This is a genomic window from Ruegeria sp. HKCCD7221 (assembly GCF_013031225.1).
In the GTDB taxonomy this organism is placed as follows: Bacteria; Pseudomonadota; Alphaproteobacteria; order Rhodobacterales; family Rhodobacteraceae; genus Ruegeria.
This window is the reverse complement of record NZ_WPZE01000015.1, coordinates 1-23,951: the sequence shown is the minus strand read 5'-3', so window position 1 is coordinate 23,951 and position 23,951 is coordinate 1. Positions and strand designations below refer to the sequence as shown.

Genomic DNA, 23,951 nt, shown 5'->3' with positions numbered 1-23,951 from the left:
CGTCCGACCGTCTCTCCGATCCGTCAGCACCGCCTCAGCAGCGCCGGTGAAGGGGGTTCTAAGGTTTACCCCACAAAGCCGCAAGTGGAAAATTCAGAAAAATTCGAAAAAACTCAGAGGATATAATTTATTGTTTATTTTCATAGTATTGAATTATATTCGCCTTGCAAAACGAACACCTCAGGCCACCGTTTTCATGTGCGACTCAGGTTTTGCACAAGCTTACCCACAGACTCAGTCAGCGATCAGGCGGAATCGGCTTGTCGGAATCGGCTGAACGGGTTCGAAAGTGGCAAACGCAGGGCCAGAAGGACCAGAATCACACTCAGATAGATCAGCGGTTCGATCTGGAACCCTTTTGCCAGCATCACGTAATGCAACCCACCCAAAATCGCAGCCGGATAGACCAGACGCTGCAGGGCGCGCCAACGTGAACCTAAACGGCGTACCGACAGATCATTGGAAGACAGGGCCAAGGGCAACAAAAGCAGGAACCCGGCCATGCCAACCGTAATGTAGGGACGTTTGAGGATGTCCGCCCAAATCTGACTTGGCAACTGCACATCCAGAACAAGCCACACCAGCAGGTGCAGGCTGACATAGGTAAATGTCAGCACACCCAATGCACGTCGAAACTTAAGCAGATTGAGACCTGCAAAACGCCTTAGCGGAGAAACAGCAAGCACTGCGATTAAAAGCTGCAACGCCAACTCTCCGTACCGATGCTCCAGCGCCTCGATTGGATCGATACCCAACCCTCCGGTCAGACCCTGATAGAACAGCCACGGTGCCGGGATCAGGCCCAGCAGGTAGACGGCCCATACAGGCACCCGGCGGAGTATCTGGTTCACGGTCTGCATGCGCTTAGTAGTATTCCGACAGATCCATGCCGTCGTAAAGACCTGCCACCTCGGCCTCATAGCCGTTGAACATCAGCGTCGGAATACGTTTCGAAAACAGCCCGCCGCCAATAGTGCGCTCTGACGCCTGAGACCAGCGCGGGTGATCTACGTTCGGGTTCACATTGCTATAGAACCCGTATTCGCGCGGATTGGCCATGTTCCAACTGGTCGGCGGCTCAACATCCGAAAGCGTGATGCGCACGATCGACTTGATGGACTTGAACCCGTATTTCCACGGCACCACCAGACGCAAAGGAGCCCCGTTCTGGTTCGGGATTGGGCGATCATAAATACCGGTTGCCATGATCGTAAGCGGATGCATCGCCTCATCCAGCCGCAGCCCCTCACGATAGGGCCAGTCGAGAACCGGGTATTGGACACCAGGCATTTCATCCGGACGGTATGCCGTTTCGAACGCCACGAATTTGGCACCCTCTTGCACACCGGCCATGTTCAACAAATCCGACAGTTCGAATCCATTCCATGGAATGACCATTGACCACGCCTCGACACAGCGAAACCGATAGATGCGTTCTTCCACGGTCATCTCGGACATTACATCCTTGAAGTCGTACTCACCCGGTCTGTCGACCAGACCGTCGATTTTGATGCTCCAGGGCTCCGTCACCAGGGAATGGGCATATTTGGCCGGATCATCCTTGCGCGTCCCGAACTCATAATAATTGTTGTACGAGGTGATTTCTTCCCAAGTGTTCGGCTCCAGCGCTTCCTGCGCGCTGGCTTTATGCGACATCCCGGCCAAACCAACTCCGGCCAGCCCCGCCATCACCTGGCGACGATTCAAGAAGGCCGCCCGCGGGGTGACATCTGCCCGCGTCAATGTGTTGGTCCAGCGATGCGCCATGTATTTCTCCGTCATTGGCCAGTGTTAAGGAACAGGTAGGTCGGTCTTAACACAGGACCAAGGCAACATGCGTCACGATTGGGAGAAGTGACTGTAACGAAAGCGGCGGTCGACCGAGTGCTTGGCCCTTATCCAAAAAGCGGATCACACCCGACAACATGCAAATTTCGGGCCAAGTGACGCATTCAGGCCATTCCGCTATGTTTTTTCGTTTTGTTTAATTAGGGGACCTAGCGTCATGCTTGATATTGACGCCATACAGCGCACAGTTCCTGCGCTTACGTTTTTCTAGGCGCGAAGGGACGGAGTTTACGACCAATGGACATCGGTCGCTGAGGTCGCGCTTTGAATGAAACGGCAAATTTGATCGGAAAGGACGAATTATGAAAACGAAACTGGTTGCGGGCTTGTCGCTGGTTCTGTTTATCGCTGCATGCGCTGAGAAAGAAACCTACCCCATCTCCGGGTGCGACTCGAATGAAACCTTCCCCGTGACCTGCGAGGAAATCGGTGAAGACACGAGCCTGGATGAAAACAACGCACAGGACCTGAACGCATTGCCGACCGGCGCCTGACGGCACCTGATCCAACACACGGGGCTGTACCAGCCCCAACCGACTCTGGAAAAACCCGCCTTCTCTGGCGGGTTTTTTGTTGGGGCTGTGCATTCCTACAAACAGATGCATTTGATCGCCGTGGGGACACGTTCTCACCAAAAGGCTCTGCAGGTCGATCTTCAAAGCGGCAGTTGCGTCTGGGGTGGCTGCAGCAGACGCCAGCGCGTCAGCACCTATGGCGATGGCAGCGGGTGACGGCAAGATAAAAGACATGACCCATACCATCAGCCCCGATTTTCCCACCTATCTGGACGAACCCGGCTACGCCGCAGAGCCTGTGTTCAAGTTTTCTTAATACGGTTTCAACCTGCAACAGCTGACGGTGAACGAACATACGGGTACCCATATTGATGCGCCGTTGGATTTTTCGGCTGACGGGGCTTCCGTCGACGAAATTCCGGTATCGGATCTGATCGCACGACTGTGCGTCGAAACATAAAGGGGGGACTGGCGGGACTGCACGGATATTCGCGATGATCTGACGAAGTCGGGATGAAACCAACCTATTCCCGCGTGGCCCACCCCATATGAAAAGCGAACTTTTGCAATTTGATCCGGGCAGAAAAAAAGACCCTCCGATCAGGAGGGTCTTTCTTGTTCTTTAAATCAGTGAACCACAGCGTCATCTGGTCTGGGTCGTTCAGACGTTCCCAGCCGATCCCCGATGATCAGCCCATCCGATCCGGCGGTCACTGGAACGGTCTCACCATCCTTGATCTCACCGGCTAACAAAGCCTCGGCCAGCGGGTTCTGCAGCGCACGCTGAATCACGCGTTTCAACGGACGTGCGCCGAAGACCGGATCATAGCCTTCGTTCGCCAGCCATTCCTTGGCCCCGTCGTCCAGCGCCAGCTCGATCTTGCGAGCAGCCAGACGTTTTTGCAGACGTGCCATCTGGATATCGACGATACCATCCATATCGGCCCGCTTGAGCCGGTCAAAGATGATGGTCTCGTCCAGACGGTTCAGGAATTCGGGCCGGAAATGTGCCCGGACTGCATCCATCACATCGCGCCGTGCCTGCGCACTGTCGGCACCTTCGGGCAGTTGGCTCAGCGCCTGAGACCCAAGGTTCGACGTCAGGATGATCAGCGTCTGCTTGAAGTCCACAGTGCGGCCTTGACCATCGGTCAGAACGCCATCATCGAGAACCTGCAGCAGCACGTTGAAGACATCCGGGTGCGCCTTTTCGACCTCGTCAAACAGCACGACCTGATAGGGCCTGCGCCGCACGGCTTCGGTCAGCACACCGCCTTCGTCATAGCCAACATAGCCCGGAGGGGCACCGATCAGACGAGCAACCGCGTGTTTCTCCATGAACTCGGACATGTCGATGCGCACCATCGCGTTGTCGTCGTCGAACAGGAAGTTCGCTACGGCCTTTGTCAGCTCGGTCTTACCTACACCGGTCGGGCCGAGGAACAGGAACGAGCCCAGCGGGCGGTTCTCATCATTCAGGCCAGCCCGCGCACGGCGCACGGCGTTTGCAACGGCAGTGACGGCGGCATCCTGACCGATCACGCGAGAATGCAGATCGTCTTCCATCCGCAGCAATTTCTCGCGCTCGCCTTCCAGCATTTTCGAAGTCGGAATACCCGTCCAGCGCTCGACCACCGAAGCAATCTGTTCCGGACGCACCGTTTCCTCGGCCATCATGGCGTTGCTTTCGGCGTTTTCGGCCTCGGTCAGCGTTTTCTCAAGCTCAGGGATGACGCCATAGGAGAGTTCCCCGGCCTTGGCCAGATTGCCTTCGCGCTTGGCGATTTCCAGATCAGCGCGCGCCTTGTCGAGTTGTTCTTTTAGATCGCGCGCACCCGCGAGCTTGTCGCGCTCGGCCTGCCACTGGGCGGTCATCTCGGCGGATTTCTCCTGCAGATCGGCCAGATCCTTTTGCAAGGTTTCCAGACGGTCTTTGGAGGCCGCGTCGTCTTCGAGCTTCAACGCCTCTTCCTCGATCTGCATTTGCAGAATCTGACGGTCGAGTTGGTCCAGCTCCTCGGGTTTGGAGTCCACCTCCATCCGTAAGCGCGACGCCGCCTCATCGACAAGGTCGATGGCTTTGTCGGGCAGGAAACGGTCGGTGATATAGCGATGCGACAGCGTCGCCGCCGAGACCAACGCCGAGTCCGAGATGCGCACACCGTGGTGCAACTCGTACTTCTCCTTGATGCCGCGCAGGATGCTGATCGTGTCCTCGACCGTGGGCTCCTGCACCATGACGGGCTGGAACCGGCGTGCAAGGGCCGCGTCTTTTTCAACGTATTTGCGGTATTCATCCAGCGTGGTCGCGCCGATACAATGCAACTCACCCCGCGCAAGCGCGGGCTTGATCAGGTTGGCAGCATCCATCGCGCCGTCGGATTTCCCGGCGCCGACCAGCGTATGCATCTCGTCGATAAACAGGATGATCTCACCGGCGGCTTCGGTGACTTCAGTCAGAACAGCCTTGAGGCGTTCTTCGAACTCACCACGGTACTTCGCACCAGCAATCAGCGCGCCCATATCCAGCGCCAGCAGCTTCTTGTCCCTCAGCGATTCCGGCACATCGCCGTTGACGATACGCAGGGCCATACCCTCGGCAATCGCGGTTTTACCCACGCCGGGTTCACCGATCAGAACGGGGTTGTTCTTGGTCCGGCGCGACAGAACCTGCATCGAACGGCGGATTTCCTCATCGCGTCCGATGATCGGATCAATCTTGCCCTCAGCCGCAGCCTCGGTCAGGTCGCGCGCGTATTTCTTCAACGCGTCATAGCCGTCCTCGGCAGACGCGGTGTCGGCGGTACGGCCCTTACGGATGTCGTTGATCGCCTCGTTCAGTTTTTGCGCCGTCACAGCGCCATCTTCCAAGGCATCCTTGGCCTTGGATTTCACCATGCACAAAGCCATCAGAATGCGTTCAACAGGAACAAAACTATCGCCTGCCTTGGTGGCGATTTTCTCGGCCTCAGCCAGAACCTTGGCAGTCTGGCTATCCAGATATACCTGCCCGGTATCGCCTTTGACCTTTGGAATGCGTGCCATAGATGCGTCCAGCGCATTTACAACACGGCTGGGCGCGCCCCCGGCGCGTGTGATCAGGTTGCTGGCCAGCCCCTGATCGTCATCCATCAATGCTTTCAGCAAATGTTCGGGCGTCAGGCGCTGATGCTCTTCCCGCATCGCAATAGTCTGCGCCGCTTGCACGAAACCCCGTGCCCGCTCGGTGAACTTGTTCAAGTCCATATTAATCTCCTTTTCCAAGCGCCCTGTTTTGATGCACCCGCTTGGCGGCATGCGTCGGTCAGAGCCTCACATTCAATCTGGGAAATATCTGCCCCCGTTCAAGAGGCTGAACACAGATTCAACCCCTATCTGCGCGGTATTGTGTAAACCGTGTACCCTCCGGTTTCAGCCACTTCCCGCGCGTTGTACATTTCAACCAACGATTGGGCTGCGTCGCTGCCCGTCGGGCAAGACACAAGATCAGCCGCGTCATCCAGGAAGTCGATGGTAAAGGCCGTTTCCCCGGTCAACTGGCAATCATCGTCGGTCGAACGATAACCCGCAACCAAACGCAGATTGTCGTTGGTCGGGGTCTTGATCACCATGTCAGCCGCCTCTTCCTCCAGCGGCATATCCTGACACGCTGCCAATGCCAGGGCTGAACCCAACATGATTAGTTGTCGTATATTCCGTTTCATTCTCAAATCCGCTCCTGCAATTCAGGGGCATGATATCACATTAAGCACCCCGTGCCGTGATCTGAGTCACTCCTCTATCCTGCATGGACAGAAGCCACCAAACCCGGTAGGACGCCGACGTTTGCCAAAAAGGAGCGCCCCATGTCCGATGACCGCCTGATCGTTGCCCTCGATGTCCCGAATGCGCTGCAAGGTCTGGCCATGGCCGAACGCCTTGGTGACTCGGTGTCTTTCTACAAAATCGGCCTGGGTATGCTGACCGGCGGCGGGCTGGCGCTGGCCAATGAGCTGAAGCAAGATCATGGCAAACGCATCTTTCTGGACATGAAACTGTTCGATATCGGCAATACCGTCGAAAATGCCGTTCGGGGTCTGGCGCAGTTCGATCTGGACTTTCTGACGGTGCATGGAGATCCCCATGTTGTGCGCGCCGCAAAAGAAGGCGCTGCAGGCAAGGACCTGAAGATCCTTGCCGTCACAATCCTTACTTCGCTGAACCGCGATGATCTGGATGCGAGCCTGCTGAAGGACGGTGACGTGCAAGACCTGGTGGTTGAACGTGCCGCGCGCGCGCTTGAGGCCGGGGCGGACGGTGTCATCGCAAGCCCGCAAGAGGCCGCTTTGATCCGCGCCCTGCCCCAATCCGAAGGACGGCTGATCGTAACCCCCGGCGTTCGCCCCGCCGGGGCCGAGCTTGGCGACCAAAAACGTGTGGCCACCCCCGCAAACGCCATCGCTAACGGGGCAGATCACGTCGTGGTTGGCCGCCCGATCTATCGCGCAGACGATCCCAAAGCCGCCGCTCACGCGATTCTGAACGAGCTTTCATAGCTTCAGGCAGCCAAGCCCAACCGCGGCTGACTAAAAAATTGGCATGTTAATTTCTTTGGAGCCACGGCCACGGACCGAGTGAACCGCCCGGAAAATCGCACAAAAACGGCCGGCAACAACTTGACCTTGCGTCACTTTTCCCGCGCACCGCGCCAAATCGTCCCTGTGCCCCAAAACACACATGAAAAATACGAGAATTCGTTATGTGATCTAGGTCCTATCGAAACGCGGGTTTTTGCGCGATTCTAGGCTTGTGATACTCCCCGCGGACCGTATCTTCCTGAGGTCCGTTACCTCCCCCCGCCCACTTGCGGGGGGTCTTCTTTCGAAAACAATTTTCACGATTTGCACCTGTCCGCGCTTTGCCCGACGAGGCAGAGTGGTATAAGTGACCCTCCGATTTGCACTGACGTTTAGGGGAAGTGCCCGATGCCCGGCTTTTGCCGAGATTGCCTGTCCATATCCTCGGATGCTCACCGATGCGGTGCCTGTGGCAGCCCCCGGATCAAATCGCATCCAGAGCTGTTCGACCTGTCAATTGCGCATATGGATTGTGATGCTTTCTATGCCTCGGTCGAAAAACGGGACAACCCGGAACTTACGGATAAGCCGGTGATCATCGGCGGGGGCAAACGCGGTGTTGTGTCAACCGCCTGCTATGTTGCTCGCATCCGCGGGGTGCGATCGGCGATGCCGATGTTCAAGGCGCTGCAACTCTGCCCGGAGGCCGTCGTGATAAAGCCCCGCATGTCAGTTTACGCCGAGGTTTCGCGCAAGATACGCGCCATGATGGATGAGCTCACCCCCGTGATCGAACCCTTGTCCTTGGACGAGGCGTTCATGGACCTGTCCGGCACGGAACGCCTGCACGGTGCGCCGCCTGCAGTAATGTTGGCAGGCCTTGTAAAGCGTATGAAGGATGAACTGGGCGTCACAGGTTCGATCGGGCTGTCGCATAACAAGTTCCTGGCAAAAGTTGCCTCGGATCTGGACAAACCACGCGGGTTTTCGGTTATCGGACAGGCGGAAACGGCATCCTTTCTGTACGACAAGCCCGTCCGCCTGATCTGGGGCATCGGCCCCGCCGCGCAAGAGTCGCTGGATCGCGCCGGTATCCGCGCATTCTCGGATTTGTTGCGCTGGGACCAAGAGGCGCTGACCTCGCGCTTTGGGTCAATGGGTTATCGGCTTTGGCATCTGGCGCGCGGGCAGGACAAACGCCGTGTTTCCGCGCATGAACCGATGAAGTCCATCAGCAACGAAACAACGTTTTTTGAAGATACGGCCAATTTGGACATTCTGGATGGCCACCTGTGGCGCATGGCGGAAAAAGTGGCTGACCGGGCCAAAGCCAAAGGGCTGGCGGGGCGCGTCGTGACCCTTAAGCTGAAAAAAGCCGACCACAAAGTACTAACCCGGCGCGTTTCGCTGCGGGATGCAACGCAGATCGCGGATCGTATTTACCGCACCGCGCGCGGGCTGTTCGATCAGGTGGGCGATCAAGGTCCGTATCGCTTGTTGGGATGTGGCATTTCCGATCTCTGCTCTGAAAATCAGGCTGATATCTCGGGCGACTTGTTGGATCCGGGCGCATCCCAGCGATCGCAAGCCGAACGCGCCACGGACGAAATCCGGCGTCGCTTCGGAACCGACGCCATCGTCAAGGGTCGCGCCTTACGATGAGGTTACTCCGCGGCCAGCCGCACAGACTCGTCGCCAATCTGTGAGATTTCCATGATGACCTGCCGCAGCGTTTCCCGAAACGGAGCGAAATTGGCGTTTGGCGTAATCCGCGTTTCGTCCATATAAAGCGACCGGTCGATCTCAATCTGAATTGCGTGCTGATTGCGTCCGGGCCGCCCATACGTTTGCGTAACATAGGCCCCCGCGAACGGCGCATTCCGGGCGACCGTCAGCCCGGCCGAGACAAACGCCGCTTCGATCCGATCCACGATCTCGGGCGAGGCAGACGCGCCAAACCGATCCCCTAAAACAATCTGTGGTCGGCGGGTGCTGTTGGTCCCTGCCATTGCGACCGCCTCATGCGGCATTGAATGACAGTCGATCAAAATCGCCTGTCCAAAAGAATCCAGCGATTCCTTCAGCAAAGACTTCAGGCGTGCATGATAGGGTCGCCAACAGGTATCGATACGCAGACGCGCTTCGTCCATCGTCAGCTTGCCACGATAAATCGCGCGCCCATTCGCAACGACGCGTGGAATCACACCCAACCCCGATGTAACCCGAGGATTGTGACCCTGACGGCGCGCACCTTCGATCAAAGCCGGGTCCAGCTCTTCGGCACTACGGTTGAGGTCCAGATAGGCGCGGGGTTTAGTCGCCGAAATCAGCGGCGCGCCACATTCGGCAGCGGGCGAAAACAACTGATCCACAAAGGCATCTTCCGAGGATCGAATCACATCCCGGCTCAGAACCGTCCGCTGCAGCAACGATTGCGGGTAATTCCGACCGCTATGAGGAGAGGAAAACACAACACAAGACGTGCGCTTGGCGGGCAAATCCAATACATAGGCTGTGTTCTGCATAACGACTCCTTGTTCGCGCCCAACATAGACCGGAAAATAGTTCTTCCAAACCCCTTGAACCCCTTTGCGACTCCTTTTATAGACCCCGCTACCGGCGCGGGGTTCCGCGCCCCATTTCGTTATGGGGCAGGGCACGCAAAGGTAAGTGGGCGGTTAGCTCAGCGGTAGAGCACTTCGTTGACATCGAAGGGGTCACAAGTTCGATCCTTGTACCGCCCACCATGATTTCACTGTTCCGGTTATCCGGGGCACCCGATTAACCCAGGCGCTGGCCACGTCTTTGATGAAGGCGCCGCAGATTGGAGACAGACCCATGAAGGTCAAGAACTCGCTCCGCTCGCTCAAGAACCGGCACCGTGATTGTCGGATTGTGCGTCGCAAAGGCCGCGTCTACGTGATCAACAAGACGCAGCGCAAGTTCAAAGCTCGCCAGGGCTAAGAACCGCTTAATTCGAATAGAAAGAACCGCGCCTCCGAGCGCGGTTTTTTTGTTGGCAGGTCAGAACGTGATCCCTGCATGGATCAAGATACCGATGACCATCAGAATGTTGAGAACCATTGAAATTCCGTTGCCCACATAGATCGGTAATTTTCCCACAACCAGACCGTAGAAAAACCACAGCATCGAAAGCACTGCGTATAGGGACCATGACAACAGGGACTGACCGCTTGCGTGCTGGGAATGCGTGAAATACAGCTTCATGAGCTGCGGCAGCGTTGCAAACGGGCCGACGACGCCAATGAAAACCATAAATCCCTCGAACCGGGCCATCCAGTGACCAAGGTTTGATTTCTCCAGCTTTTCAGCCAGCGTTTCCGTCATCAAATGTGCCCCTTCGCATGGCGCTCAATACAAACAATCCGCAGTCATCACCCGGAAGCTTCCCGGCAATTTAGCCGTTTCCGGGCCCGCCACCAAGAAAAACGAAAAACCCAGGCACGGTAAATACCCGTATCAGCGATCATTTTCCCAAGTAAATTTGTCAGATTACCTTGCATCCCCCTGAGAATCGTTTAATTGACCAAATCAGTCGGGTTATAGCCCGGCACGAAATTTCACTGTTGGGACATATGATGCTGAAATCCTCTACATGCGTTGCCGCCGCTCTGACGGCCCTGATTTCAACCTCCGCCGCCGCCGAGGGGGAACTGAACCTCTATTCCTCGCGCCATTACGACACTGACGAGCGCCTCTATTCCGATTTCGAAGACGCCACCGGCATCACCATCAACCGTATCGAAGGCAAGGCCGACGAGCTGATCGCCCGTATGGAGGCCGAAGGCGCGAACTCGCCCGCCGATATCCTGCTGACCGTGGACACCTCGCGCCTGGCCCGCGCAAAGAACGCCGGCATCCTGCAACCGATCGACAGCGCGGTTCTGGAAGAACGCATCCCGGCCAATCTACAGGACGAAGACAACCAGTGGTACGGCTTCTCGCAGCGCGCGCGGATCATCTTCTATGACAAGGCCGATGTCGCAAACCCTCCTGCCAGCTATCTGGATTTGGCCAAGCCGGAATACAAAGGTCTGGTCTGCATCCGGTCGTCCAGCAACACCTACAACCAGACCCTGCTGGCGTCGATCATCACGAACCACGGTGCCGAGGCCGCAAAATCATGGGCCGAAGGCGTTGTTTCAAACATGGCACGAGACCCGCAGGGCGGTGATACTGACCAACTACGCGGGATTGTCTCGGGTGAATGTGAGATCGCCGTTTCCAACTCGTACTACTTCGCCCGCGCGCTGCGTAAAGATGTGAAGGGCCTGAGCGCAGATATCGACATGATCGGCGTGCAGTTCCCAGCTCAGGACGCCGAGGGCGCGCATATGAACCTGTCGGGTGCAGGCGTTGCCGCCCACGCGCCGAACAAAGAGAACGCGGTAAAGTTCCTGGAATATCTCGCCGGTGAGCAAGCGCAGGTTTATTTCTCGAACGGCAATGATGAATTCCCCGCCGTGGAAGGTGTGGCGCTGGCCGACAACGTCGCATCGCTGGGCGCCTTCAAGGCAGACAAGGTGAACCTGTCCGAAGTCGCCAAGAACATCCCCGAGGCGCAGAAAATCTTCAACGAAGTTGGTTGGAAGTAATCAGTCCAACAAAGTCACGAACAAGGGCGCAGAGAATTCTGCGCCCTTTTTTGTTGATATTGCTATGTTTTCAGCGTACTTCTCATATATGAAAATTTTTCTCACTTTTGATTATGATGCATGACCTATCGCATCGCCTTGCCAAAAGGCTGAATGAGCTGCGCCGCGCGCGGGGTTTATCGCTGGACCAATTGGCAGATCAAAGCGGGATCAGCCGGGCGACGCTGTCCCGCATGGAAAAGGGTGATGTCAGCCCGTCTGCAGAAACGCTTGGCCGGATTTGCGCCGCTTACGGGTTGCCGATGTCGCGCCTGCTGATGATGGTCGAAGACAGTTTTGAGCCTCGTGTGCCATTTGAACGTCAACCGGAATGGCGTGATCCGGAAACCGGGTTCACGCGCCGGTCTGTCTCGCCTCCGGCCGCTGGGCTGAATGGCGAAGTGCTGGAGGGGCACCTGCCACCCGACACAGTGATCACTTATGACACGCCGCCCAAACCTGGGCAGGAACATCACCTGATCCTTCTTGATGGTGCCCTGACCCTGAGCGTGGATGGCGTTGCACATACGCTCACCGGGGGGGACTGCCTGCGGTATCACCTGTCCGGCCCCACGCGATTTGAAACGCCCGCGACCCGGGGTGCACGATATTTGTTGGTGCTAATATGATCTCACGGCTTGTGGAAAGGGAACTCGACGAAGCGTTGGACGATCTGTCCGACATCCTACATGCCTGCGTGCAGGACGGCGCCAGCGTTGGATTCGTTCTACCCTTTTCACCGGATGAGGCACGGGATTATTGGCGAACGCACGTGTGGCCCAGCGCGCAATCAGGTGCCTTGGACGTATTTGCCGCACGGGACGCAGGCCGGGTTGTAGGGACCGTGCAACTGATACCCGCGACCATGCCTAACCAGCCGCACAGGGCAGATGTGGCCAAGCTGTTGGTTCACCCTAAAGCCCGACGCAAAGGGCTGGGTCGCGCATTGATGGCCGCCCTAGAAGAACGGGCGCGACGACTGGGTCGAACGATGCTGGTTCTGGATACGCGCAGCACGGACCCGTCGCTTATCCTGTATCAATCCCTTGGCTTTCAGATCGCCGGGGAAATACCGGATTATTGCCGGAACCCGTTCGAAAACCGGTTGGAGCCGACAACCTATATGTTCAAAGACCTGTCCTGAACCAAGGCATTGCGCCCAGGTGACAACGGCCCCGGAAACGCCGGGCAAAACCCGGAACAGACTTGCAACACCTCCCCTTCACCGTGTCACTATCAACAGGATGGTTGGAGGACTTGCATGAAGCCGCGGTTATTTGGGGGTCTGTTTTTGTGCGCCGTGGTTCTGGCCGCCTGTGCCAAAACACAACGGACATATGAAAAGACCGTAACAACTTCGGTTTCGGCTCGCCCGAACAGCAGCTTGTCACAAACGGCGCAACGACTGGGCGACCCAAGGGACGGTCGGTCCGGCGTCAAGCTCATCAGTGACGGAGAAGAGGCGCTTGTATCGCGCCTTTTGCTTGCCGCCGCAGCAGAACAGACGATCGACGCGCAGTATTACCTGCTGCACAATGACACGACGGGGCACCTGTTTGCTGCCAGCCTGCTGCAGGCCGCCGACAGGGGCGTGCGAGTCCGCCTGCTGCTGGATGATATGGACACGTCCAGCTACGACGCGATGACGGCCGCGTTGGACAAGCACGAGAATATCGAGATCCGCCTGTTCAACCCATTCTGGCGGGATCAAAGTCTGCTGATCGCCGGACTGACCGACTTCAAACGCATCAATCGCCGCATGCACAACAAGTCGATGACCGCCGACAATGTGTTTTCCATCGTAGGTGGTCGCAACATTGGCGCCGAATATTTTCTGGCCCGCGAAGAAATGAACTATGCAGACCTTGATGTGCTTGCGGCAGGCCCTGTCGTGCGTCAGGTCTCGGACAGCTTTGATGCCTACTGGAACAGCGACTTTGCGGTCCCAGCGCGCGTTGTCATCGAAGACCCCGAAACCATTTCGTTAAGCGACGCCCGTATCCGCCTGACCGAACTTGTGGAGGAGGCAAAGCCGACGCCCTATGGATCAGCCTTGCGCAGATCAGCGAAAGAAAACTTTGCGGATGGGGCGCTGAGGCTGGATTGGGTTCCCGCACAGCTTTACGCCGACCCGCCGTCCAAAGCGGCCGGTGCAGACAGCACGGACCCCATTCTTGCCTCGCAACTGCTGCCGTATTTCGAAGATGCCAAAAGCGAGGTGAATATTATCTCGGCTTATTTCGTGCCGCGCAATAATGGCGTCAGATGGATGACCGAGATGGAAAACCGCGGCGTCGAGGTTAAAGTCGTCACCAATTCGCTGGCCTCCAACGATGTCGCCCCGGTCTATGCCCACTATGCCAAGAAACGCCGCGCCCTGTTGCGCGGCGAGGTTGAGCTTTATGAGCTGCGCCCAGACGCCTATCAGGTTCAACGGCGGGGCATAAACTGGGCGCAATCACGTTCGGGCCTGCATTCCAAAGCGTTTACGGTAGATGACCGTTACTTATTCGTGGGGTCTTTCAATTGGGATCCGCGATCGGTCAACATCAACACCGAAATGGGTATTCTGATCGACTCTCCCGCGCTGACCACGCAGACCATGACCGCGCTTGATGACGCTTTGCCAGCCTATACCTACAGCGTCACACTCGAAAGGACTGGCCAGTTGAAATGGACCACCCAGAACGAGGACGGCACCATAGCGGAATATGATGCGGAACCGACCGGGTCCATTTGGGATCATATTTTGGCCGGCTTCTTTGCGGTTCTGCCCATCGGATCACAACTTTAGGGGATATGGCGACCCAGCGGACGGGCCATTCACAGGAAGGAGAAAGGCTATGAAGTTTTTCAAGCTGTATGCCGACGCTGACGGGGAAAGCCATTGGACCGACATCGACGTCCCGCTGCGTGAACGCAGCTTTGCCCCGCCTGCCAAGGCCATCGAAGTATCTGACCCCGAGCCTGCCACTCAATTTATGTTTCTACGGTTGCAATCCGGGTGGGACGAACCCGTCCATCCAACGCCTGTCGCGCAGAAGCTTGTCTGCCTGTCCGGGTCTGTTCGGGTTACCGCAAGCGATGGCGACATACGCGATATCAGCCCTGGGGACGTGTGGCATATGGAAGATACCCATGGCAAAGGTCACCACACCATGGTCACCAGCCCCGGGGATTTTGAAGCTGTCATTATCCAGTACGGATAGCTCTCTACCTCAATCAAAACCCCGCGCGGGCGGATTTCGGGTATACTGGTCGCATTGAACTGCACCTTCTCGCTGGCGTTCTGGAGGAGACGGATATGGAACAGCGGCTTTCGGCCATCCTTGCCGCCGATATGGTGGGTTACTCTCGGCTAATGGAATTTGACGAACTGGGCGTCCTGTCCCGTCAGAAAAAATACCGCCGGGAATTGATCGACCCCGAAATCGCACGCAGCCGTGGCAGTATCGTGAAAACCACCGGTGACGGCATGCTTGCCACGTTTGAGTCCGTGCAGGACGCGGTCAAATGTGCCGTCAATATCCAGAAGGCCATGAACCAGAACGAAACCGAACTGGAGGACGATCAGAGAATCCGGTTTCGCGTCGGTATCAATCTGGGCGACGTCATTTTCGATGACGGGGACATATTCGGCGACGGGGTGAACGTGGCGGCGCGACTGGAAGGTCTTGCGGAACCGGGCGGTGTCTGCGTTTCTGATATCGTGCATCAGGCCGTCCAAGACAGGGTCGATGCCCCGTTTCGGGACATGGGCGGCCAACGTGTCAAGAATATCAGCCGTCCGATCCGTGTCTGGCACTGGTCGCCACAAGCGCCCCGGCAACGAAAAGCGCCCGACATTTCGCTGCAGCAGCGCGTCAAGTTCTGCCGGTCACAGGATGGGGTCAACCTTGCATGGGCAAGCACCGGGCAGGGAACGCCTGTGCTGAAGGCTCCGAACTGGCTCAACCACATCGAATACGAATGGACCAGCCCGGTCTGGGGGGATTTCCTGTCCGAGATGTCGAAACTGTGCCAACTGGTTCGTTTCGATCAGCGGGGCAATGGCCTGTCCGATTGGGACGTTGACGACATATCCGAGGACCGGATGATTGATGACATTGTCGCCGTTGCCGACGCCGCCGGGCTGGAGCGTTTCGGGCTGTTGGGGATCAGTCAGGGATCGGCGTTTTCCGTCCGGTTTGCCGCAAAATACCCCGAGCGCGTCAAGTTCCTTGTCCTTCTCGGAGGCTACGTCCGAGGGCGCATGTCTCGCGGTGACGCAGAGGCTGAGCAATTCTACGAAGCGTCACGCGCCATGGTATCGACCGGCTGGGGGTCACCCAATCCGGTTTACCGCCACTTCTTTACGTCATGCTATATGCCTGATGCCACGCCGGAAGAAGGGGCCAGCTTTGATGAAATGCAACGCATTTCCGCCAGCCCGGAAACGGCGCTTCGCATCATGGAAATGAACGCCCATGTAGATGCGCGCGCCGATGCGCAAGGCATTCGTGTTCCAACGCTGGTCCTGCACGCAAAAGGCGATTTGGCCGCCCCGATCAGCGAAGGCCGGGAAACTGCGCGTGAAATTCCCACAGCCGAGTTCGTCGAACTTCCCGGTTCGAACCATTGCATGATCCGGGGTCATGCGGGGTTTGATGAGTTCTTTCAGGAAATCGGACCCTTTCTGAAAGAACACGGCAGCTAGGATCAAATTCCAACGCGCCAATGTCTTAGCCTATTGTCAGACCGCTGCGTTGGACGCCCCATCAAACTGTGTTTTCGCGCCACGCTAAGAAATTGAGTCTGCTGAGTGATCAGTTTCATTTTGCCGGGAATCACTTTCGGGCATTATGATCCGAGAATGTTTAATGAGTTTTATGAGTTGATAGATGTACCCTTCGCATATTGGCGCGCATTGCAGCGCCACCACTGACCTTCAAAGAAACGAGTTCGCGCAGAAATACCCTTTGCTGGATGACGCATCGGTTCATGCGCAATGGAAGAACGGATCCTGGCAGATCACGAGGATCGGAGATATCTGGAAGAGAACGGGAAAAATAATGTCCGTGCCCCATGACGGGACTGACGCTTTCCCCTCGTTTCAATTCGCCGAGGACGGGACCCCTTTGCCGCTGATGGAAAAAGTCCTCAAGGCGCTGCCCTGTGAAATGACGCCCTGGCAACGGGCCTATTGGATGACATCCCCCAGAAAGGAACTCGGGGGCCAATTCCCGGCACAGTGCATAAGAGCGGGTGACGAACGCGTGGTCGATGCCGCCGGACGCGCCAAAGGCGTTCCGCGCGACTAAGCTGTGGCCCACTGCTCAGAACGTAGCTTTTGGCTGTTTCGATGCGCAACTTGCGGAATGACCGCACCCAACGCGTCTGTAGATACGCCCGCAAGAAGGTGAGCTTCGACATCAGGGGGCCACAGGCAATATTCGATGCATGGGAGTTGCATTGCTTACAGCGACAGAGTGGGCGCATTCATAGGCTGTTTGCTCTGTTTCTAGAAAGCACCACTCTTGAAATAACTTACGTTGCAACAAGTTCAATTATTCGAACCTCATAATAAGATCGAGTGGCAACATACTCAATTCCCATGAGGGTGTCGAAAATGCGCTTATTCAGCTTGATTACCTTTGCGGCCTTTTGCGCTTTTGTGGCCGCTGTATCAGTTCCCAGAAACAGCTTCGCCCAAACATGGGACATCGCATCACGGCACTCAGTCAGCGGTGTAACGGTTTATGATACAGATGAGCTGTTAACATTTGCCGGTCAGCTAGCCTTTGACCGGTCCGGGCGCATCACGGCCTCGGAAGTCGCGTCAACGATCACTCAAATCTACCGGGAAGACGGGTATTTCCTGGCAGAGGCATGGCCCGGCCCTGATGGGCAGAGCATTGTTGTGGATGAAGGACGCATTCAAACCATCGAAATTGAAGGCGTAGATACCCGCACATTCCAAACCCTGGAAAAGATCTTTCGCCCTCTCACCATCGCATATCCAGTAACTCTCAAACAGTTTGAGCGGGCAGTGATGCTAGCCGAGGACATCCCTGACTTGGAATTGTCGACCGAACTTGATTACCCGGATCAGGCTGGTGCCCGGCTGAGAGTATTGGGAGAACCTCTGCGCAAACAAGCCGGTAGTGCGACACTCGACAATCCCCCGCGTGAACTTGGGGAGTCGCTCAGTTTCTATGTTGTGCAAGAATTCTACTCGACGCTGGCCGTCGGTGATTTGCTGCGATTTGAGGGGTCCGGCAATTACAATTGGGACAAAGACGATGAACACTCTTTATGGGGGGCTCTTACCTATCGCACGCCGCTGAACAGCAATGGTCTGTATGGTGAGATCTTTTATGGGAACATAAACGCAAAACGTGACCTCTCGGGGGATTTTGCAAGAACCGATATAGACGGCGAGAACTTCACCGTCGCGATGGGTTACCCGGTGATCCGCGATGTAGCTCGTTACGGATACCTTCTGCTGGATTATCGCCTTTCAGAATCGGATTCTGTTAGTGGAGGCGTTCCACTTTCCAGCGACGCCAGCGTCGTTGGCCTTACATATCTTTACGGGCAAAACTATTCAGAAGGACAGGCGCTGGAAGCCGGATTAACCTTATCTTTTGGCGACAATGACACTGACACGACAGACGCCAATTTCGACGACGGGGACTCTTCGTTCTGGCACTTGCGGGGCGGCATCGGATACGAAAGCCCGCTGACGGGCTTATCGCCCAACACTGCGTGGCGGACTGAAATCTGGGGGCAGTACACAACTGACCGTCTGCCTTCTGTCGAAGAGTACTTTCTTGGTGATCGTTATGCTTTGCGCGGATATCGGTTTGACGAGGTGGACGGTGATTCTGGGATTTCCGCGATTTTTGAAGTGTCTCATTCCTACTTCCCCAGTTCCCAGAGCGTCCATCGCCTAACGCCCTTTGCCTTTTTCGACATTGGTTACATCACGAACAATGACCCTGCGAGTTTTGAAGTTGATAATGCTACACTGGCGTCGACAGGTCTGGGCTTGGACGTTGAGTTCAAACGAAACCTATTCCTGTCCGGATACGTTGGTGTCCCTTTGAGAGACGGCCCTTTGACCGACTCTGGCGATCCTGGCGCGTATCTTGCTCTGACAACAAGTTGGTGAGGATGTTATGAAACGGAACTGCATTGTTTTGCTTACCGCAGCTTGTTTGATTGCAGAACTGGCCGCTACTCAGGTCGTTGCCCGCGGAAATCACTATGGGTGGTGCCGAGGCGTAGGGAACCCGCACCAGTCGAGCCAAGGATGCGGGCAGGCTGGTGGGCAAGGGGCAGGTAATCAAGTTACTGGCCCAACTCAGCCGGTGGCAAATCAGTTGCCGCCTAAGGGAACGCAGCAAACACCCACGTCCGTTACCGTGCCGGTCCTTGCGCCGGGCGCGATCCCGAACGCAATTCCCAATCAAGTTCCTATCGCGACGCCAATAGCGGTTCCCGGTCAGGTTCCAACGCCGGTAGTAGCGCCGACTCTTGCCCCGCCTTTGGTACCAAACGCGACACCAAACCGGGTTCCAACGGCCGTTCCCAATCAGGTTCCCCCGTTAGCTACCGGACCTACGGTTGTGCCTCCGCAAGTTCCGACTGCGACTCCCAATCAAGTTCCCATAGCTGTCCCTGGCCAGGTTCCGCCTCAACCTAATGTGCCGCCCCTTGTGCCAACCGCAACGCCAAACCAAGTCCCACCTCAGCCCACCGGTCAAACTGCTGTGCCACCGCTGGTCCCGACTGCAACACCAAACCAGATTCCGGTCGCAGTGCCCGGCCTTGTTCCACAACCTAGCGGTACGACAGCGACGCCACCGCTTGTCCCAACCGCAACGCCCAATCAGGTTCCCACGGCGGTTCCAGGCCAATTTCCACAAGTGACCCCAAAACCTACGGCAACTCATGTGGCCGTCCCCGGACATCCAAAACCACAAGGCATCGTGACAATCATGCGCCCAAAGCCGAGGCCAACAACTGGGACCATCCAGCAACCCGGCACAACACAAGTGAGCCACCACTTAACCCACCAAAGCAATTCAAAGAAACACGACCACGTCGCAGCAACACCTGGACGGCATGACCCGCACGACCTACCGAAGTTCCGCAACGCGGCGGCCAAGGAAGACTGGGAATGCGTTGCCAGCGGATTTGGACAGCGCCGGTATGATGCCGGGCGCGGTGTTTTGCTGAACAACGGGGCGTTGCGGCATCTGGGAAACGTGGATGCAATGGCACGCGATGTTCCAGCACGGCATCCAAAACATGCTGGCTGCATTATTTCGGTTAAACGAAAGCAGCGATGAAACCCGCTTGGTAAATTACGTGGTGCGCGCATAACGCTGCATTCCTATCATTGATTCTGTTCAGAAAATCTGGGTGTCGTCGCCCATAATTTTGCGCGGCATTTGCGCATAACTTTGCACGATTTGCCCATAAGTTTGCGCGGTTCACCATACACGCTCAATTGGTGATTGTCGTAGCGTGAATCTATCAGCTTAAACTCACCGAAACTCAATCAAAAGTGCATTCTTATTGGGGCAAATCAATCCTTAGTCGAGTCGACTTTGTAGTCGCTGAGCTGGTAATTTAGCAACCATATCCCTACCTGTTGCAAAGTCATAAGCCTCCGGACTTGGCCCATCTTTTCTCAACCGAAGAAGTCTTTCCTTTCCTTCAATCAGGCTCGGAATATGTCCGGCCTGGATCGGCCAGATAACATAGCTTGGCTCATCAAAATGCTCAAACCACTCCATCCGTCGGTCAAGAAACTGACCGTGGATAGTCCTGTGAACAAAATGCTCTAAGTCTGCAAAGCTCTGCCAAGTCGATAGCGTCGCCAGTGCGACGTGTGGCCGACCAAACAATGCACCCGTGTCGTTCTCCGGGAGATCGTAGCCCTCTCCTTGAAGGCGCCAGATAAAACCTTTGGATCGATCTGCGACAGCGTTCAGACGATCCGAGTTGTCCTCGAACCCTGCAATACGGGGATCGCCTGGAGGGTGTAGCAAGTACCCCATGTTCATTTGTGCAATATGTTCCACAAAATATCTCCACCGCTGAACGTGGTTTCTACAGTCACCAGCAGCTCTGACTCTGTCCAGCGATTTTAGATCTGCGGCCTACAAACCGACACGCAGAAACAACGCCGACGCTGTTCGCTCAATGCATCCTCTGCGGTTTGTTCGTTTGTCAAACAGCGGCCCAAAACGGACCTTTTCAACCAGTCTTTGCAATTTTCGATAAGCGGGCAAAACGTGTGTTCGCTGCGGCTGAGCGAATGTCTGCATTGGCTGATGGAATCTATTTCGATTCAGTTATTCGAAACATCAACTTGCTTCTGTCCGAAAGGCGCTGCTTAGGACAGTTTGACTAACTGTCTAAGTCCAACGCCTTCATCAATTCGAAGACTTGGCTACGCATCCAAGCCGCCATCGGGGCGTTGTCGGAACGCTTGTGCCAGATGCCGATGATCAACGCTGGTTCAATGTGCATCGGAGGTTCGAACACCTTCAGTTCGAATGTCTTGGCCACTTTCCTTGCGAGCTGAGCGGGTACAAGCGCGATGAGGTCGCTTTCGCTAACCACGCGGCAAACGCCACTGAAGACGGGCACTGTCATAGCAACTTGTCGCTGTTTTCCGACGCGGTTTAGGGCAGCATCGCCCATCGCGGCCAAGTTCCCTTCGGGGGAGAACAAGACATGGTGGAGCGCACAGAACGTATCCATGTGCATTTGTGTCCCTTCCTGAAGCCCCTCAAGCTTTAGATTTCCCTTGCGAGCTATCACGTAGAACGGCGAATGGAAAAGCGGCTCCCGATTGACCCAGTCCGGCAGGAGCAAATCCGGGATCAGCGCAATGTCAGCGTTGCGTCGCTCAAGACTGGCCACATAGTCATTCGGAACCAGATCAACCAGCTGCGCTCGTAGATTGGGCGCCGACTTTTGCAGGAAATCACCCAAAGGCGGCATCAGGAGTTCCGCGAAAAAATCGCTGGCGGCAATCCGGAAAGTGCCTTCAGCGGTTTGCGGGTCAAAGGTAGCCGGTGGGGCTAGCAAAGCTTCCAGACGTTCAAGTTCTTCGCGCAAACCGGATTCAATTTTGGATGCATAATCGGTAGCGACCAAACGGTTTCCCTGCCGGACAAAAAGGGGGTCGTCCAAGGCATGACGAAGACGTGACAATGCACCGGAGACTGCGGATTGCGACATGGCGAGCTTGTCGGCCGCCTTGACGGTTGAGCCTTAGCTAAAGAGGGCGTCCAACACGCGCAAAAGGTTGAGGCCCAGTGTAGCGAAATTCACCTAGCCGATATCCTATATTAGATATTGCGGTTTGCCTGATAGGTTGGCCTTCAGATAGGCTTCTGTCAACGGAAGCGCTTTCGTTTGAATCCAATGCCAATGGAGAGAAACAATGAAGGACCTGGCCCAAATCGACGGAGCCATCGAATGGCTCGGCGTAAAATACAAAACCATCCTCGGCCCAGAACAGACAGGCGGCACTATGTCTATAGTGGACAGTTGGTCTCCTGCTGGTAGCGGCCCTCCACGCCATGTGCATCAAAACGAAGACGAAACCTTCGTAATTCTGACCGGCACGTGCAGGTTCTGGTTGGAAGGCGAGGAGTTTTCCGCAGGGGTCGGCGAAAGCGTATTCATCCCACGAGGCAAGGAACATACCTTCAAGGTGACAGACGACGAACCTTGCCGCCATCTCGTGATCCTGACACCCGGCGGATTCGAAGGTTTCTTTTCCGACATGGCGGCCGGTCAGTGCCGCATTCCCGAGGACATGCCTGCTATCGAAGAGAGCGCCAAGCGGCACAACATGGCCTTCACTGGCCCAGCATTGGATTGATACCATGACTGGCAAACACATCGTGTATCATATCCCCGTCTGTCCCTTCTCGCAGCGACTGGAAATCCTACTTGCGCTGCGCGGACTGACGGATGCCGTAGAATTTCGTGTAGTAGACATCACCAAGCCGCGCGACCCTGAATTGCTAGCCAAGACCCGAGGTACGACAGCCTTGCCCGTGCTGGAAACAAGCGACGGTCGTATTTTGAAAGAAAGCCTCGTGATCCTGCACTATCTTGACGAAGCCCTCCCGGGAGCACCATTGCGCCGCAGTGATCCTACCGAACATGCCATTGAGTCGATGCTGATCGCCCGCGAAGGACCCTTTACAATGGCAGGCTATCTCTTTGTCATGAATCAGGATCAGGCGCGCCGAGATGAGCATTTGAATAAACTCCTCGCGCTCTATCGAGACCTTGATGATTTCTTAGCTCATCATAATCCGACTGGCCCATTCCTGTTCGAGAACTTCGGTTTGGCAGAGGCTGTTTTTACCCCGATGTTCAAGCGGTTTTGGTTCCTTGACTACTACGAAGGGTTCAAACTACCCGTTGGCAAAGATTATGACCGGGTACGAGTGTGGCGTGATGCATGCATGGCGCATCCAGAAACAGCGCAGGTGACCGAAGAAGAGATCGTCAAGCTTTACTACGACTACGCGCTCGGGGCCGGAAACGGTGCCCTGCCTAACGGTCGCAGCGTTTCAAGTTTCACCTTCGAACCGCCTTGGCAATCGAGACCCATGCCCCCAAGGGAAAAGTATGCAGCGACAGCTACCGACAAAGAGCTAGGCCTTGTCGCCTGACCATGGGGCAATAGTCAACACCGGACATTTGTGCGCTGTGCGGCATCGAACAAATTGGACTCGTGTTGCCGTTCTCCGCAGCAAGTATGATTGGCTGATCGCAGCACTGAAGGATCTTTCAAAACTGGAAATAACACCTCAGCTACCGTGGCTCGCTGCGACCGATTTTATGCTAAAGTAAGCAGGCACCATTTGGAGATTATTAGCTCGGAGCAACGGAGATGGAACGCAAATTAGCGGCCATTCTGGCCACCGATATAGTCGGTTTCGCAGGATTGGTATCACGCGATGAAAGCGGAACATTAGCTAAGTTGGTTCGACTAGAACGTGAAATCATCGGCATGCAGGTGGAAGCAAACCGGGGTCGTGTTTTTAAGTCTACTGGCGATGGGTTTTTGGCTGAGTTCTCGAGTGTCTTTGAAGCGGTCAATTGTGCAATCAATATTCAAAGAGCGTGTGCGCGCGAAGCACGCCAATCTAACAGTGACGACCCACTCATTTTACGAGTCGGAGTTTCGCTCGGTGATGTCGTTGTACACGGCGACGATATTCTCGGAGACGGCGTAAATACTGCCGCACGGCTTGAGGCAATAGCGGAACCAGGTGGAATCGCGGTTTCAGGAGAAGTAATGGCGCAAATAGCTGGCAAGATAGATCTTCCGCTGGCGGATTGCGGTCACA

26 protein-coding genes, 1 tRNA gene and 1 pseudogene are annotated in these 23,951 nt (G+C 55.9%); 19 read left to right on the top strand and 9 right to left on the bottom strand.

Annotated features, from left to right (window positions below):
* Positions 1-245: 245 nt before the first annotated feature.
* Both msrQ and msrP read right to left on the bottom strand, forming a co-directional pair.
* A complete protein-coding gene (msrQ, locus tag GOX73_RS20255) occupies positions 246-860 on the bottom strand; it encodes a protein-methionine-sulfoxide reductase heme-binding subunit MsrQ (RefSeq protein ID WP_171127155.1) in 615 nt (204 codons plus the stop codon).
* A gap of 4 nt (positions 861-864) precedes the next feature.
* Positions 865-1,767 carry a protein-methionine-sulfoxide reductase catalytic subunit MsrP gene (gene msrP, locus GOX73_RS20250; RefSeq protein WP_171127154.1) on the bottom strand — a complete coding sequence of 301 codons (903 nt, stop codon included), beginning with the start codon at positions 1,765-1,767 and terminating at the stop codon, positions 865-867.
* Between the two features lie 383 nt (positions 1,768-2,150).
* Here msrP and GOX73_RS20245 point away from each other — a divergent pair, with 383 nt between their 5' ends.
* The 3 genes from GOX73_RS20245 to GOX73_RS20845 all read left to right on the top strand — a co-directional run bounded on the left by GOX73_RS20245 (position 2,151) and on the right by GOX73_RS20845 (position 2,823).
* The gene (locus GOX73_RS20245) at positions 2,151-2,342 is read left to right on the top strand and encodes a hypothetical protein (protein WP_171127153.1); all 192 of its coding nucleotides are present in this window, start codon (positions 2,151-2,153) and stop codon (positions 2,340-2,342) included.
* A 184-nt stretch (positions 2,343-2,526) separates the two neighbouring features.
* Positions 2,527-2,679, top strand: coding sequence for a hypothetical protein (locus tag GOX73_RS20850; RefSeq protein ID WP_254428859.1), 153 nt, complete (start codon positions 2,527-2,529; stop codon positions 2,677-2,679).
* 27 nt (positions 2,680-2,706) lie between these two features.
* Entirely contained in the window at positions 2,707-2,823 is a 117-nt protein-coding gene (locus tag GOX73_RS20845; RefSeq protein ID WP_371808673.1) for a cyclase family protein, read from the top strand.
* 167 nt (positions 2,824-2,990) lie between these two features.
* Here GOX73_RS20845 and clpB read toward each other — a convergent pair whose 3' ends face one another.
* Complete coding sequence (gene clpB / locus GOX73_RS20235) at positions 2,991-5,609, bottom strand: ATP-dependent chaperone ClpB (protein WP_171127152.1); 2,619 nt, start codon at positions 5,607-5,609, stop codon at positions 2,991-2,993.
* 125 nt (positions 5,610-5,734) lie between these two features.
* Positions 5,735-6,040, bottom strand: a complete 306-nt coding sequence (locus tag GOX73_RS20230) for a hypothetical protein (protein WP_254429267.1) — start codon at positions 6,038-6,040, stop codon at positions 5,735-5,737.
* Between the two features lie 168 nt (positions 6,041-6,208).
* Between GOX73_RS20230 and pyrF the strand changes: the two genes are divergently transcribed.
* Together pyrF and GOX73_RS20220 are read left to right on the top strand one after the other, a co-directional pair.
* Complete coding sequence (gene pyrF / locus GOX73_RS20225; RefSeq protein ID WP_171127151.1) at positions 6,209-6,898, top strand: orotidine-5'-phosphate decarboxylase; 690 nt, start codon at positions 6,209-6,211, stop codon at positions 6,896-6,898.
* Between the two features lie 429 nt (positions 6,899-7,327).
* Positions 7,328-8,581, top strand: coding sequence for a DNA polymerase IV (locus GOX73_RS20220; protein ID WP_171127150.1), 1,254 nt, complete (start codon positions 7,328-7,330; stop codon positions 8,579-8,581).
* 2 nt (positions 8,582-8,583) lie between these two features.
* Here GOX73_RS20220 and GOX73_RS20215 read toward each other — a convergent pair whose 3' ends face one another.
* Positions 8,584-9,444 carry an N-formylglutamate amidohydrolase gene (locus GOX73_RS20215; RefSeq protein WP_171126126.1) on the bottom strand — a complete coding sequence of 287 codons (861 nt, stop codon included), beginning with the start codon at positions 9,442-9,444 and terminating at the stop codon, positions 8,584-8,586.
* A gap of 147 nt (positions 9,445-9,591) precedes the next feature.
* On the opposite strand from GOX73_RS20215, the gene GOX73_RS20210 reads away from it, so the two are divergent.
* Positions 9,592-9,666 (top strand) — tRNA-Val (locus tag GOX73_RS20210).
* Positions 9,667-9,757: 91 nt separating this feature from the next.
* Positions 9,758-9,883 (top strand): type B 50S ribosomal protein L36, encoded by a 126-nt coding sequence (gene ykgO / locus GOX73_RS20205; RefSeq protein WP_008755722.1) that lies wholly within the window; start codon positions 9,758-9,760, stop codon positions 9,881-9,883.
* Positions 9,884-9,943: 60 nt separating this feature from the next.
* Here the strand turns inward: ykgO and GOX73_RS20200 are convergent, their stop codons facing one another.
* Entirely contained in the window at positions 9,944-10,267 is a 324-nt protein-coding gene (locus GOX73_RS20200; protein ID WP_171126128.1) for a SemiSWEET transporter, read from the bottom strand.
* Positions 10,268-10,518: 251 nt separating this feature from the next.
* Here GOX73_RS20200 and GOX73_RS20195 point away from each other — a divergent pair, with 251 nt between their 5' ends.
* From GOX73_RS20195 to GOX73_RS20155, 9 genes are all read left to right on the top strand, one after another.
* The gene (locus tag GOX73_RS20195; protein ID WP_171127149.1) at positions 10,519-11,535 is read left to right on the top strand and encodes a Fe(3+) ABC transporter substrate-binding protein; all 1,017 of its coding nucleotides are present in this window, start codon (positions 10,519-10,521) and stop codon (positions 11,533-11,535) included.
* A gap of 113 nt (positions 11,536-11,648) precedes the next feature.
* The gene (locus GOX73_RS20190) at positions 11,649-12,203 is read left to right on the top strand and encodes a helix-turn-helix transcriptional regulator (RefSeq protein WP_171127148.1); all 555 of its coding nucleotides are present in this window, start codon (positions 11,649-11,651) and stop codon (positions 12,201-12,203) included.
* Positions 12,200-12,718 carry a GNAT family N-acetyltransferase gene (locus GOX73_RS20185; RefSeq protein WP_171127147.1) on the top strand — a complete coding sequence of 173 codons (519 nt, stop codon included), beginning with the start codon at positions 12,200-12,202 and terminating at the stop codon, positions 12,716-12,718. Before GOX73_RS20190 ends, GOX73_RS20185 begins: the two co-directional genes overlap by 4 nt.
* 117 nt (positions 12,719-12,835) lie before the next feature.
* Entirely contained in the window at positions 12,836-14,368 is a 1,533-nt protein-coding gene (locus tag GOX73_RS20180; protein ID WP_171127146.1) for a phospholipase D family protein, read from the top strand.
* 49 nt (positions 14,369-14,417) lie between these two features.
* Positions 14,418-14,783, top strand: a complete 366-nt coding sequence (locus GOX73_RS20175; RefSeq protein WP_171127145.1) for a cupin — start codon at positions 14,418-14,420, stop codon at positions 14,781-14,783.
* A gap of 95 nt (positions 14,784-14,878) precedes the next feature.
* On the top strand, positions 14,879-16,270 hold the full coding sequence (locus tag GOX73_RS20170) for an alpha/beta fold hydrolase (protein WP_171126138.1): 1,392 nt from the start codon (positions 14,879-14,881) through the stop codon (positions 16,268-16,270).
* 184 nt (positions 16,271-16,454) lie between these two features.
* The gene (locus GOX73_RS20165; protein ID WP_171126140.1) at positions 16,455-16,874 is read left to right on the top strand and encodes a hypothetical protein; all 420 of its coding nucleotides are present in this window, start codon (positions 16,455-16,457) and stop codon (positions 16,872-16,874) included.
* Positions 16,875-17,182: 308 nt separating this feature from the next.
* Entirely contained in the window at positions 17,183-18,727 is a 1,545-nt protein-coding gene (locus GOX73_RS20160; RefSeq protein WP_171127144.1) for a ShlB/FhaC/HecB family hemolysin secretion/activation protein, read from the top strand.
* A gap of 886 nt (positions 18,728-19,613) precedes the next feature.
* Positions 19,614-19,910, top strand: a complete 297-nt coding sequence (locus GOX73_RS20155) for a hypothetical protein (RefSeq protein WP_171135083.1) — start codon at positions 19,614-19,616, stop codon at positions 19,908-19,910.
* Positions 19,911-20,156: 246 nt separating this feature from the next.
* Here the strand turns inward: GOX73_RS20155 and GOX73_RS20150 are convergent, their stop codons facing one another.
* The 3 genes and pseudogenes from GOX73_RS20150 to GOX73_RS20970 form a co-directional block, all read right to left on the bottom strand.
* On the bottom strand, positions 20,157-20,648 hold the full coding sequence (locus tag GOX73_RS20150) for a DUF3291 domain-containing protein (RefSeq protein ID WP_170458419.1): 492 nt from the start codon (positions 20,646-20,648) through the stop codon (positions 20,157-20,159).
* Between the two features lie 328 nt (positions 20,649-20,976).
* Entirely contained in the window at positions 20,977-21,663 is a 687-nt protein-coding gene (locus tag GOX73_RS20145) for a LysR substrate-binding domain-containing protein (protein ID WP_256367731.1), read from the bottom strand.
* Between the two features lie 63 nt (positions 21,664-21,726).
* A pseudogene (locus GOX73_RS20970) lies at positions 21,727-21,837 on the bottom strand (LysR family transcriptional regulator); the annotation flags it as partial.
* Between the two features lie 184 nt (positions 21,838-22,021).
* On the opposite strand from GOX73_RS20970, the gene GOX73_RS20140 reads away from it, so the two are divergent.
* The 3 genes from GOX73_RS20140 to GOX73_RS20130 all read left to right on the top strand — a co-directional run.
* Entirely contained in the window at positions 22,022-22,465 is a 444-nt protein-coding gene (locus tag GOX73_RS20140; protein ID WP_171127142.1) for a cupin domain-containing protein, read from the top strand.
* A gap of 4 nt (positions 22,466-22,469) precedes the next feature.
* Positions 22,470-23,270 (top strand): glutathione S-transferase family protein, encoded by an 801-nt coding sequence (locus GOX73_RS20135; protein ID WP_171127141.1) that lies wholly within the window; start codon positions 22,470-22,472, stop codon positions 23,268-23,270.
* A gap of 221 nt (positions 23,271-23,491) precedes the next feature.
* The coding region (locus GOX73_RS20130; protein WP_171127140.1) for an adenylate/guanylate cyclase domain-containing protein at positions 23,492-23,951 on the top strand (460 nt) is incomplete at its 3' end.